This window comes from Enterococcus sp. LJL90, assembly GCF_056924355.1.
In genome coordinates this window covers 109,987-121,879 of sequence record NZ_JBXPBQ010000008.1, presented here as the reverse complement: position 1 = coordinate 121,879, position 11,893 = coordinate 109,987, and the positions used below count along the sequence as shown (strand labels likewise).

The window sequence follows — 11,893 nt, the reverse complement described above, 5'->3', positions numbered from 1 at the left end:
TAGATGGCTGAAAAAGGAACTTTTTATATCACCACGCCAATCTATTACCCAAGTGGAAAACTGCATATTGGCAATTCCTATACAACAATTGCCTGTGATGCAGTTGCTCGTTATAAACGTTTGATGGGCTTTGATGTCTTTTATTTAACCGGTGTTGATGAGCACGGTCAAAAAATTGAAAAAAAATCTGCTGAATTAGGTGTTCATCCCCAAGAATATGTTGACAAGATGGCAACAGACATTAAAAAATTATGGAATGTTCTGGACATTTCCTATGACAAATTTATCCGCACTACGGATGGCTATCACAAGGAAGCCGTTCAAATGATTTTTGACCGCCTATTAAAAAATGGTGACATTTATCTAGGAGAATACGAAGGCTGGTACTCTGTTTCCGATGAAGAATTTTTCACTGAAACCCAGTTAGCTGAAGTCTATCGGGATGCCGATAATAAAGTGATTGGCGGAAAAGCGCCTAGCGGACATGAAGTTGAATTAGTCAAGGAAGAATCTTATTTCTTTAGAATGAGTAAATATGCGGATCGTTTAGTTGAATACTATGACGCACATCCTGATTTCATCCAACCAGAGTCACGGAAAAATGAAATGCTGAATAATTTTATCCGCCCAGGTTTAGAAGATTTAGCAGTTTCGCGGACAACCCACACTTGGGGCATTCCGGTGAAGAGTGATCCAAAACACGTTGTCTATGTGTGGATTGATGCGCTATCCAATTATATTACGGCTTTAGGTTATGGTTCAGATGACGATAGTCTGTTTAAAAAATATTGGCCAGCTGATGTTCACATGGTCGGTAAAGAAATTGTTCGTTTCCACACGATTTATTGGCCGATTATGTTAATGGCGTTAGATTTGCCGTTGCCAAAGAAAATTTACGGTCACGGTTGGCTCTTGATGAAAGACGGTAAAATGTCGAAATCAAAGGGCAATGTCGTTTATCCGGAAATGTTGGTGGAGCGTTATGGCTTAGATGCTTTACGTTATTATTTATTGCGGGCTGTACCATTTGGCAGTGACGGTGTCTTCACACCAGAAGATTTTGTCTCACGGGTTAATTTTGATTTAGCCAACGATTTAGGTAATTTGTTAAATCGAACGATTGCTATGATTAATAAATACTGCGAGGGCATTGTGCCTAAATATGCCTCATTAGTAACGCCTTTTGACAGCGAGTTGTCGACGACTGCTGCCAAAGTGATTGGGAATTATCATTCGGCGATGGAAAAAATGGAATTCAATACAGCTCTAGCTGAAATTTGGAGCTTGATTTCCCGTGCTAATAAATATATTGATGAAACTGAGCCGTGGATTTTAGCCAAAGATGAAGAAAAACGGGCAGAACTTGATTCTGTCATGGTTCACTTAGCTGAAAGTTTGCGAATTGTGGCAATTTTACTGCAACCGATTATGACGGAAGCACCAAAACAAATCTTTGAACAACTAGGTCTTGATGAAAGCAATATGAATTTACAAGGCCTGCATTTTGGAGAATTTCCTGCCGACACTAAAGTGGTCAGCAAAGGGACACCAATCTTCCCACGTTTAGAAGTCGAGGTAGAGGTCGAATACATTCAAAATAAAATGGCCGAAGGGGCGAGCGTTCCCGCTGAAGAAATGAAATGGGACCCCGAAGAAACCGAGCTAAACTTAAGCAAGTCTGAGATCAAATATGAAGACTTTGACAAAATTGAGCTGAAAGTTGCCGAAGTCATCGACTGCCAACGAGTGAAAGGTGCCGACAAACTTCTACAGTTTCGTTTAGACGCCGGCGACTCTCAACATCGCCAAATCCTTTCCGGTATCGCCGAGTTCTACGACGATCCAACTGATTTAATCGGCAAAAAAGTCGTCATCGTCGCTAATCTTAAACCTCGCAAAATGCGGGGCCAAATTAGCCAAGGAATGATTTTATCCGCTGAAGATGACCAAGGCAATCTAACGGTCATTCAAGCACCTAAAGGCATGGCAAATGGGTCGATTGTGGCTTAGATTGAAATAAAGCTTAACTGTTTTTTCTTGAAAATATCCGAGTGATATAGGATTTACTAGAAGCTATTATTGCTTATAGTAGTGTCAGCTATCATCTCGGATATTTTGTTGAAGAGATATTGTTTGGTACTTAAGGTAGAAAATATTGGAGGAAATTATGCTAACTGGATTCAAGGACTTTGGTGATTTTGCTAAGAAAAATATTGGATTAACGGTGTTTACATTTGTTCTGACATTTGTATTATACGGAATCAAAATAGCAAGTTATGCTTATGGCATGGATAGTATTAATTATATCAATAACTATGAAGGCTATCTAGATCATTGGTATGCTATTGGCCGTTTTGGAGAAGTATTTTTAAAAAAAATTTTATGGGGTTCCTACACAAATATTTATTTACTAAATATTTTAGCTTTCATGTTGTTTGCTTTTAGTTCATTACTCATTTGCTACTTGTTTTCAAAAATTATTGATAGTCAAAAATTTAAGTACCACTTCTTCATCATCCCGGCTCTATTTTTGACCAGTTCCATTTTTGTAGTTCAATTCTATTTTGTACTACAAAATTTTGAATTTGCTTTAGGGATGATCTTTGTTGTTCTATCTATATTACTGATTCAAGATTCCAGTAATAAGTTAAGCTTAAAAGTAATCTCTTATGTTGTTTCTGCAATTTTATTATTTTTGGCAATTGCAATATATCAAACATTTATTCTATTCTTTGCGGGCATAGTTGCTGGAATCTTATTGTTAGAATGTTTTAAAAGCTATAAAGAAAAGCTTGAGTATACATTTACCAACATGTTGTTTCAAGTACTACCGTTTGTATTAATTTTAATTATAAGTACTGGTATCTATTTTGTCGCAAATAATTTAGTTTTGAGTTATTTAGGAATTGAGAGCAAAAATCATTCTACTAGTATGATGGTTTGGCCCACGCTTGGATTCAAAAAAGGGATGGTATCATTACTTAAAGCTATGCGGGATATCGTTTTTTTGCCAAATGATTCAACAAGATATTTAATGTACAATTATGGAGTTTTGATTAGCACCATCTTACTAATTCCAGTTGCAATCATGTTTATCCTCAAAAAGGGGAAAAATATTTTAGTTGCTTTTATTAGTATTGTGACTATTTATGTGACGGGTTTTGGAATCATTCTGGCAACAGGTACTTTGCCAACTCCAAGAAGTATGGCTCCACAATTCCCATTTCTCATTGCATTTTTATTCTTTTTCATTAGCCTTTTTATTACGAAAAAGCATTTCAAAGTTTTATTTACTATGTTAATTATTCTTATGGGTTGTTCACAATTCAAAACGTCGAGTAATTTGTTGTTTTCAGAGGAGATGACTTTCCAAGAAGACCAGCGTAAGGTTCTTGAAGTGAATCAAGCAATTAATAATTTACAACTTGAAAATACTACGAGTTATAAGCTAGTTGTAATCGGTACATCTTCTCCTCAAAATATCTTTACCATACCGGTATACAATGAGTTAATTGGAGTATCAATGTTTCAATTTGCTTGGTCTGGTGATTTAGGTTCTTATTATATAAATGATAATATCATTAGTATTTTGAACATCATGGGTATAAAATATGAGACTCCATCTTTAGATGAATATTTAGATATCTGGCAAAATAAAACTTCACTCAATGATTCGTCACCAAACCTAGCTACTGAAGTTATCGATAATTATATTGTTGTCAAAGTAAAATAGATTTGAAATGTCAAAGTAAAATTAAAAAAAGGGTATAGACTATCTTGTTTCTAGTCATACCACAAGTAGTTTCTCTTAATAAAATTATCTAAAACTGTGATTTGAAAGAATCACGGTTTTTTTTAGACTACTCTTTTTGAAATACAAAAAATGAAAACTTTATACTTTTTCCAGTTTATCTTTGCCTAAGATATGTTTTTCTAATAAGAATTTATTTCGACCTTATTTCTCAAATTTTGCCACCGCCTAGTAAAACGTGAAAAAAATTCATCATTTTTGAGATTTTCAATTGAAATAGTTTGTTTTATATATCTTTAAAATCGTTTATTGACTTAATTTAGACAAAACGAAGAAAAACTTATTGTGCGACTGGTAGTAACATGTTAGAATTATTACGATAAGTTAAGAAGGAGGCGAGATTAATGATTGGCTTTATTGTGACAGGTCATGGCTCTTTTGCACCCGGTTTAGTTGGCGCTGTTGAAATGATTGCTGGAGAGCAGACAGCGTTTCGGACCATTCCTTTTCTGGAAGGGGAAAATATTGATGCTTTTGAAGAAAAAATGAAAGCGGAAACATTATCTCTTTTAGATGAAACAGAGGGTGTAATTATTTTTAGTGATTTGTTGGGAGGCAGTCCATTTAGAGCGGCTATGCTAGCGGCAGCAGATCAAGAAAAAGTTGAAGTTGTAGCAGGAACGAATTTGCCAATGCTAATCGAAGGGGTGGGCATGCGCAGCTTTGAAAAGAACCTTTCAGAATTGCTGACGAATTTATTAGAAACTGGTAAAGCAGGTATGGTTCATGCCCAGTTACAGATTCGAGAAAACGAAGCAGAGGAAGAAGGAATTTAGTGATGTGGAATTATATTCTAGGTTCTTCAATTGTGATGATTGCTTTCCTGCTTGTTTTTGCATTGCTTTATTTTATTGCGAGCTCTAGAGGTATGAAGACGCAGCGCAATCATTTTAAAGAGTTGCATCAAAAATTGGCAGTAGGCAATAAAGTAAAATTTTCAAATGGAATTTATGGGAAAATCAAAGCAATTAATGATAGTGAAAGGGTGGATATTCAAATAAAATCGGGAGAAATCATGGAAGTTTCCCGCTATGCAATTTCGGAAATAATTGAGTAATTGCTAAACTGAAATCATTTTTTTATTTTATTAATCATTGTGGAAAAATTTTAGGAACAATCAAAATTATAAGGAAGTAGGGGGAAGTAATTATGTCTGAACCAAATATTTTATTAACAAGAATTGATAATCGGCTAATCCATGGACAAGTCGCAACACAGTGGAATGGGACTTTAGGTGCCAATTTAATCTTAGTTGCTAATGATAAGGTGGCCGTTGATAAGTTGCGACAGGGCTTGATGGATATGGCGGCACCCAATGGCGTTCAAACTCGGTATTTCACGATTCAAAAAACCATAGATATTATCCACAAAGCATCACCAAAACAAAAAATCTTCATTATTGTCGAAAATCCTGAAGATGTTTTGAAACTAGTTGAAGGGGGAGTGCCAATTAAAAAGCTAAATATTGGGAACATGCATATGGCTGAAGGTAAACGGCAAGTTGCAACGACTGTTGCGGTGGATGATGCAGATGTAGCAGCCTTTAAAAAGCTGCAAGCTGATGGTGTGGAATTAGAAATACGTCGTGTTCCATCGACACCGATTGAGGACACAAACAAGTTATTTAGTTAATTCATTAAAATTTAGGGAGGAGTAAAGATGGATTACAACATTGTACAGATTCTTTTAGTATTTATTGTTACCTTCATCGCTGCGATTGATCAGTTCAGCTTTTTGGAATCACTGTACCAGCCAATTGTGACAGGTATGGTTATTGGACTTATTTTAGGAGATTTACAAACTGGTTTAATTGTTGGCGGGACCTATCAGTTAATGACTATTGGGAATATGCCAGTCGGAGGAGCTCAACCGCCTAATGCCGTTATCGGTGGGATTATGGCAGCTATCTTAGCGATTACCTTAAAATTGGAACCAACTGCTGCAGTGGCAACAGCTATTCCATTTTCATTATTAGGTCAGTATGGCGTGACTTTAATCTTTACATTGATGTCACCGCTAATGACTGTTGCTGATAATTATGCTCATGAAGCAAACGACAAAGGAATCAATCGGATTAATTACTTAGCCATGATTTTATTAGGGGCGGTTTTTGGATTAGTTGTTACGTTGTTCTTCATTGGTGGCGCAACATTTGGTGAAACAGTCGTGAATGCAATTCCAGCTTGGTTGATGAATGGTTTATCAGCTGCAGGAGGCATGATGCGCTTTGTCGGTTTTGCTATCTTAATTAAAGTAATGATTTCTCGGGATATGTGGGGCTTTTACTTCTTGGGCTTTGCCTTAGCACTAGTTGTAACTGCTGCTTCTTCACTACAAGGTTCTGCTTTAATTATCCTTGCGTTAATCGGCTTTGCTTTAGCTTTCTGGGATTTCCAAATTCAAACCAAATTCAAACAAACAGCTTCTGCTAATTCCTATGGAGGTGACGAAGATGGCATATAATATTCCAGATAATTATCAAGACTTAACGCCAGGCGAACAACTGGATAAAAAGACTCTGAATAAAATGGTATGGCGGTCTCTTTTCCTGCAGGCTTCTTTTAACTATGAAAGAATGCAGTCTGGGGGCTGGCTGTATGGAATTTTACCAGGTCTGAAGAAAATTCATAAAAACAAAGATGACTTGGCAGCTTCCATGAGTCACAACTTGGAATTTTTTAATACGCATCCATTCTTAGTTACTTTTGTAATGGGGATTGTTTTGTCACTGGAACAAAATAAAGTAGATATTCCAACTATTCGGGCCGTGCGGGTTGCTGCAATGGGACCATTAGGTGGGATTGGTGATGCCCTGTTTTGGTTTACTTTAGTACCAATTACTGCTGGGATTACCTCGAACATGGCGATTAACGGCAGTATTGCTGCGCCATTTATTTTCCTTTTGATTTTTAACATCGCTCAATTTGCGATTCGTTACTTCTTAATGCACTGGTCCTATCGTTTAGGAACCGATGCGATTTCAATGCTGACAGAAAATGCTAAAGAATTTACACGGGCTGCTAGTATTTTGGGGATTTTCGTTGTTGGTGCCTTGACTGTAACGTTTGGTGGCACGACGATTGATGTAAAAATTCCTAATGGCGAAACGAGTCAAATTCATTCTGTGACGACAGTGGTTCCTGCTGGAGAAGAGCATCGCTATGATGAGTACATCTATAAAACAGATGACAATGGGAATCTGACGGATGAAGTACAAGATGCTGCAGATGGTGAAAAAGCGCTTGGCGTTTCAGAATTGGCTTCTGGTGATTATGAGGTTACTTTTAATCAAGCAGACGTTGTCCCTGTAACAATTGACTTACAAAGTATTTTAGATGGTATCTTGCCGAAAATTATTCCATTAGCAATTACCCTCTTACTGTATCTGCTAATGGCAAAACGGAATTGGACGCCATTAAAATGTATTGCCTTAATCTTAGTTTTAGGTCTACTGGGCTCAGGATTAGGATTGTGGCCGGGTATTTGGCCGCAATAGATTGAAGGCTAAACGAGGCTGTGACATAAGCTTTTGACAGAAAAATAATCGAACTAATTTTAAAGTGCTCCTAGAATTTAAGCAGTTTAGATTGCGAAAAAATTTTTAGCTACTGTGAAAACCTTCGTTCGAGCATTTCCTCTGTTTTAACTTATGACTCAGTCTCTTTTTATTTTGAACATTGAGGAAGAGTGATGACAAATGACGATTCCGACTAAGCAGCCACTTTATTCTCAATTGGTTGCAAAACTTAAAATGACAATTGCAACAGAATTAAATCCCGGAGATCAATTGCCTTCTGAGCATGATTTAACTGTAGACTTCCATGTTAGTCGCACGACGGTTCGTTTAGCACTAAAAGAGTTGGAGCGCCTAGGTTATATTTATCGAAAAAAAGGCAAGGGTAGTTTTGTCTCTGACAGAAATCAAAAGATGACTGACTTATCCAAGAACTACAGCTTCACTGAGCAGATGGAGCTTGCAGGAAAAAAGGCGCAAACTATTGTGCTGGAATTCAGTATTGTTCCTGCAACCCACTTTTTAGCAAATGCCTTACGGGTGAAACAAGACGAAGAGGTAATTAGACTTAAACGCTTGCGTTGTGGTGATGATGAACCAATGATGCTGGAATTATCTTTTCTACCGCAAAAAAAATTTGCACAGCTGACTTTAGCAATGATTGAGGCCAAACCTTTGTATGATATTTTTTTTGAGGAGTTTCATGAAGTGATTCGTTTCGCTGACGAAGAGTTCTATGCCAGTGTTGCTAATAAAGAAGATGCTGAGTTATTGAATATTTCAATGGGTTCTCCAGTCCTAAATTTAGTGCGCACAACCTACAGTGATGAAAACGAAGTGATTGAGTATACGTTAAGTGTTGCTCGTGGGGATTTATTTCACTATAAATATAGTTTCAGAAAGTAAGAAATGGTTTAATTTAGAGAAAGAAGATGAGAATATGCATTACCTGATTCAAGCCGAACGATTCTTTTTAAGAGGCGGAATGGTGACTGGCGGTTATTTGGAGATTGTTGATGGCTGTTTTGGTACTTATTTTCCTGAGCTACCGAAAGGAGACTGGGAGGTACGAGATTATGGAGCTAATTGGATTGCTCCTGGTCTAGTTGATACTCATATTCATGGCTTTAAAGGCCAGGATGTCATGGACAATGATTTTGAAGGAATAAAAATTATGTCTGAAGGTCTGTTAAGCTGCGGGGTAACATCATTTTTACCGACAACTTTGACTTCTGACCGTGAGACATTGAAAAATGTTAGTCGAACAATTGGTGAGCATTATCAAGAAGTTAACGGTGCAAAAATTCGAGGTATTTTCTTTGAAGGCCCCTTCTTTACCGAAAAGCATAAAGGAGCACAAAATCCCGGATACTTTAGTGACCCCAATCTAGAAGTTTTCCATGAGTGGCAAGATTTAGCGAAGGGCTTAATTAAAAAAATTGCTCTAGCCCCAGAGCGGGAGGGCACAACTGAATTTATCGAAGCCGTTACTAAAGAAGGCGTGCATGTCGCTTTAGGCCACAGTGATGCCAGTTATGAACAGGCACGGGCAGCAGTCTATGCCGGCGCAGATATTTTTGTCCACACTTACAATGGAATGAGCGGTTTGAATCATCGGGAACCGGCGATGGTCGGGACAGCAATGACAACTCAAGAGACCGTGGCAGAATTAATTTGCGATGGGCATCATGTGCATCCAGCAGCTGCCAAAGCCCTTATTAACAGCAAATCATCAGATAAAATTGCTTTAATCACCGATTGTATGCGGGCAGGAGGCATGCCTGAAGGAGAATATATTTTAGGAGAATTTCCAGTTATCGTGAAAGACGGGGCTGCTCGCTTGAAAGATGGTGATAGTTTAGCGGGTAGTATCCTCGAATTATTCCAAGGTGTAAAAAATGTCATCAAGTGGGACCTGACTTCGGTTGAAGAAGCCATTCGCATGGCTTCTTATGTGCCAGCTGTCAGTGTGGGGATTGAAAATCAATGTGGTAGTATCCAAAAAGGCCATGAGGCTGATTTTATCGTCATTAGCCCCGCAGTAGAATTGCAGGAAACTTATTTAAATGGACAATCCGTTTATAAAAAATAATTTTAATAAAGGCTGTGATGCATTAAAAGCATCACAGCCTTTTTGATTACTAACTTTTCCTAATCACTGGCGTTTTAGGTTTAGCTTTTTAGCAAAATGTGCTAAAGTGGGTAAGGATTAACGGAGCCTTGTCGTAAGGTGTTCCATGGAGGGATTTACAGTGATTTTTGATTCACATACACATTTAAACGCAGAACAATTTAACGAAGACATTCCAGAAACAATTGCTCGGGCTAAGGAGCTTGGCGTGACTGAAATGGCGGTGGTTGGTTTTGATACACCAACGATTGCAAAATCGCTGGCGCTGAGTGCTGAATATCCAGATATTTATAGCATTATTGGCTGGCATCCAACAGAGGCAGGCAGCTATTCAGAAAGTATTGAAAAAGATTTGCTGGAAAAATTGACTTTGCCAAAGGTGGTTGCCCTCGGTGAAATTGGTTTGGATTATTATTGGATGGAAGATCCAAAAGAGGTTCAAGAAAAAGTTTTTCGCCGGCAAATTGCGATTGCTAAAGAATTTGGGTTGCCAATTAGCATTCATATGCGGGATGCGATTGAAGATACTTATCGTGTGTTGCAGGATGAAGGCGTTCAAGCAATCGGCGGCATTATGCACAGCTTCAGTGGTGATGGCGAATGGGCGAAAAAATTTCTTGATTTGGAAATGCATATCTCCTTTAGTGGTGTCGTGACCTTTAAGAAGGCTTTGGAAGTGCAGGAGGCTGCTAAAATAGTGCCGCTAGATAAACTGTTAGTTGAAACGGATGCCCCATATTTGGCGCCGGTCCCTTATCGCGGCAAGCGCAATGAACCAGGTTATACTCGTTACACGGTGGAAAAAATTGCGGAGCTACGGGAAATTTCTTTTGACGAAGTAGCCCAAAAGACTCGGCAAAATGCCCACAAGCTTTTTGGTATCGCCGATGACTAAACCGATTATTGAAGAAATTATTGTTGTAGAGGGCAAAGACGACACGAGAAGACTGCAGGAAGTCGTGGTGGCCGATACGATTGAAACCATCGGCTCGGCGATTAATGATACTATTTTAGAACAAATTGAACACGCCCAAGAAACGCGGGGGGTAATTGTTTTTACAGATCCAGATTTTTCCGGTGAAAAAATTCGCAAGAAAATTATGGAAGTGGTACCGAATGCCAAGCACGCCTTTTTGGCAAGGCGGGATGCAGCACCGATGAAGGGCGCATACAAGAGTTTGGGCGTGGAACACGCCAGTGACAATGCCATTTTAGAAGCGCTGAAAAGCGTAAGTACGCCTTTGACAGCGGCTGAAGAGGCAGAACAGCTGAACTATCCGATAATTTCCAAAAATGATTTGCTGGAGTTTGGTCTGATAGCTGGCGATAAAGCCAAGGAACGGCGGGAACGTCTCGGAGAAATTTTGCGAATTGGTTATACGAATGGTAAACAACTAGAAAAAAGGTTACGAATGTTTCGCATCACCCCCAAGGAATTGGCGGCTGCGATGAAACAAGTGGAGGAATTAATTTGAGTCAACGAGATATTGCGACACCTTCAAGAACCCGTGAAATTCTTGAAGAACACGGCTTTTCCTTTAAGAAAAGTCTGGGACAAAATTTTTTAACCGAGCCGAATATTTTACGAAAAATTGTCGAGACAGCCGACATTAATCAAGCAACTAACGTCATTGAAGTCGGTCCGGGCATCGGCGCCTTAACGGAGCAATTGGCTCGCTCAGCTAAAGAGGTGTTAGCCTTTGAAATTGATGAGCGGCTAATTCCAGTTTTGGCGGATACCTTAGCGCCATACCCGAATGTGACCGTGATTAACGAAGATATTTTGAAGACTAATTTACCGGAGAAGGTTAAATTATTTAAAGAGGTATTGCCGCTTAAAGTCGTAGCGAATCTGCCGTATTACATCACAACGCCGATTATGATGCACTTTTTGGAATCTGAGATTAAAGTCAGCGAAATGGTCGTGATGATGCAAAAGGAAGTGGCAGATCGGATTTCCGCTCAGCCGGGGACAAAAGCTTATGGCTCCTTGAGTATTGCTGTACAATATTACATGGAAGCTAGCTTGGCTTTTATTGTCCCGAAAACAGTTTTTATGCCACAGCCCAATGTGGACTCTGCGATTTTAAAGTTAGTCCGACGTGAGCAACCGGCAGTGACTGTCAGCAATGAAAAAGAATTTTTCAAATTGACCAAGGCAGCCTTTCAGTCCCGTCGCAAAACCTTATGGAATAATTTGCAACAGACCTTTGGCAAAGAGCCAGCCACAAAAGAATGGCTGGCAAAAAGTTTAGCGGAAGCGGCTATTGATCCGCAACGCCGTGGCGAGACTCTTTCTTTGTCAGAGTTTGCAGATTTAAGTAATGCGATGGAGGCATTGAAGCCAACAGCTAAATAAAAAAATTTCAAGGAACCAATCTCTAAAGTGTTTAGCATAGAGATTGGTTTTTTTGTCATGAAATTATTTTCAAAATAA

Annotated in this window: 12 protein-coding genes; all 12 read left to right on the top strand. The window is 38.7% G+C overall.

Features of this window, described 5'->3' with window-relative positions; all coding sequences use genetic code 11:
- Positions 1-3: 3 nt before the first annotated feature.
- The 12 genes from metG to rsmA all read left to right on the top strand — a co-directional run bounded on the left by metG (position 4) and on the right by rsmA (position 11,815).
- A complete protein-coding gene (gene metG / locus AC1Z3S_RS15885; protein WP_461741168.1) occupies positions 4-2,010 on the top strand; it encodes a methionine--tRNA ligase in 2,007 nt (668 codons plus the stop codon).
- Between the two features lie 157 nt (positions 2,011-2,167).
- Positions 2,168-3,733, top strand: coding sequence for a glucosyltransferase domain-containing protein (locus AC1Z3S_RS15880; protein WP_461741167.1), 1,566 nt, complete (start codon positions 2,168-2,170; stop codon positions 3,731-3,733).
- 422 nt (positions 3,734-4,155) lie between these two features.
- On the top strand, positions 4,156-4,587 hold the full coding sequence (locus AC1Z3S_RS15875) for a mannose/fructose/sorbose PTS transporter subunit IIA (protein ID WP_461741166.1): 432 nt from the start codon (positions 4,156-4,158) through the stop codon (positions 4,585-4,587).
- A 2-nt stretch (positions 4,588-4,589) separates the two neighbouring features.
- Positions 4,590-4,868: a preprotein translocase subunit YajC gene (yajC, locus tag AC1Z3S_RS15870; RefSeq protein ID WP_461741165.1), complete on the top strand. Its 279-nt coding sequence runs from the start codon at positions 4,590-4,592 to the stop codon at positions 4,866-4,868.
- 92 nt (positions 4,869-4,960) lie between these two features.
- The gene (gene agaB / locus AC1Z3S_RS15865) at positions 4,961-5,443 is read left to right on the top strand and encodes a PTS galactosamine transporter subunit IIB (protein WP_265458436.1); all 483 of its coding nucleotides are present in this window, start codon (positions 4,961-4,963) and stop codon (positions 5,441-5,443) included.
- A gap of 27 nt (positions 5,444-5,470) precedes the next feature.
- The gene (locus tag AC1Z3S_RS15860; RefSeq protein WP_461736402.1) at positions 5,471-6,274 is read left to right on the top strand and encodes a PTS mannose/fructose/sorbose/N-acetylgalactosamine transporter subunit IIC; all 804 of its coding nucleotides are present in this window, start codon (positions 5,471-5,473) and stop codon (positions 6,272-6,274) included.
- A complete protein-coding gene (locus AC1Z3S_RS15855) occupies positions 6,264-7,307 on the top strand; it encodes a PTS system mannose/fructose/sorbose family transporter subunit IID (RefSeq protein ID WP_461741164.1) in 1,044 nt (347 codons plus the stop codon). Before AC1Z3S_RS15860 ends, AC1Z3S_RS15855 begins: the two co-directional genes overlap by 11 nt.
- A 201-nt stretch (positions 7,308-7,508) precedes the next feature.
- Positions 7,509-8,231, top strand: a complete 723-nt coding sequence (locus tag AC1Z3S_RS15850; protein WP_461741163.1) for a GntR family transcriptional regulator — start codon at positions 7,509-7,511, stop codon at positions 8,229-8,231.
- Between the two features lie 34 nt (positions 8,232-8,265).
- Positions 8,266-9,417, top strand: a complete 1,152-nt coding sequence (gene nagA, locus AC1Z3S_RS15845; RefSeq protein ID WP_461741162.1) for an N-acetylglucosamine-6-phosphate deacetylase — start codon at positions 8,266-8,268, stop codon at positions 9,415-9,417.
- A 160-nt stretch (positions 9,418-9,577) separates the two neighbouring features.
- Positions 9,578-10,351: a TatD family hydrolase gene (locus tag AC1Z3S_RS15840; protein WP_461741161.1), complete on the top strand. Its 774-nt coding sequence runs from the start codon at positions 9,578-9,580 to the stop codon at positions 10,349-10,351.
- On the top strand, positions 10,344-10,931 hold the full coding sequence (rnmV, locus tag AC1Z3S_RS15835; RefSeq protein WP_461741218.1) for a ribonuclease M5: 588 nt from the start codon (positions 10,344-10,346) through the stop codon (positions 10,929-10,931). Before AC1Z3S_RS15840 ends, rnmV begins: the two co-directional genes overlap by 8 nt.
- Positions 10,928-11,815 (top strand): 16S rRNA (adenine(1518)-N(6)/adenine(1519)-N(6))-dimethyltransferase RsmA, encoded by an 888-nt coding sequence (gene rsmA / locus AC1Z3S_RS15830; RefSeq protein WP_461741160.1) that lies wholly within the window; start codon positions 10,928-10,930, stop codon positions 11,813-11,815. Before rnmV ends, rsmA begins: the two co-directional genes overlap by 4 nt.
- Positions 11,816-11,893: the final 78 nt, after the last annotated feature.

What these genes read in the sequence shown, in the direction of transcription:
- AC1Z3S_RS15860 (WP_461736402.1), top strand. Translation starts at nt 5,471, where the DNA reads ATGGATTACAACATTGTACAGATTCTTTTAGTATTTATTGTTACCTTC.
- AC1Z3S_RS15875 (WP_461741166.1), top strand. Translation starts at nt 4,156, where the DNA reads ATGATTGGCTTTATTGTGACAGGTCATGGCTCTTTTGCACCCGGTTTA.
- AC1Z3S_RS15855 (WP_461741164.1), top strand. Translation starts at nt 6,264, where the DNA reads ATGGCATATAATATTCCAGATAATTATCAAGACTTAACGCCAGGCGAA.
- AC1Z3S_RS15850 (WP_461741163.1), top strand. Translation starts at nt 7,509, where the DNA reads ATGACGATTCCGACTAAGCAGCCACTTTATTCTCAATTGGTTGCAAAA.
- AC1Z3S_RS15880 (WP_461741167.1), top strand. Translation starts at nt 2,168, where the DNA reads ATGCTAACTGGATTCAAGGACTTTGGTGATTTTGCTAAGAAAAATATT.
- yajC (WP_461741165.1), top strand. Translation starts at nt 4,590, where the DNA reads ATGTGGAATTATATTCTAGGTTCTTCAATTGTGATGATTGCTTTCCTG.
- rnmV (WP_461741218.1), top strand. Translation starts at nt 10,344, where the DNA reads ATGACTAAACCGATTATTGAAGAAATTATTGTTGTAGAGGGCAAAGAC.
- metG (WP_461741168.1), top strand. Translation starts at nt 4, where the DNA reads ATGGCTGAAAAAGGAACTTTTTATATCACCACGCCAATCTATTACCCA.
- agaB (WP_265458436.1), top strand. Translation starts at nt 4,961, where the DNA reads ATGTCTGAACCAAATATTTTATTAACAAGAATTGATAATCGGCTAATC.
- nagA (WP_461741162.1), top strand. Translation starts at nt 8,266, where the DNA reads ATGCATTACCTGATTCAAGCCGAACGATTCTTTTTAAGAGGCGGAATG.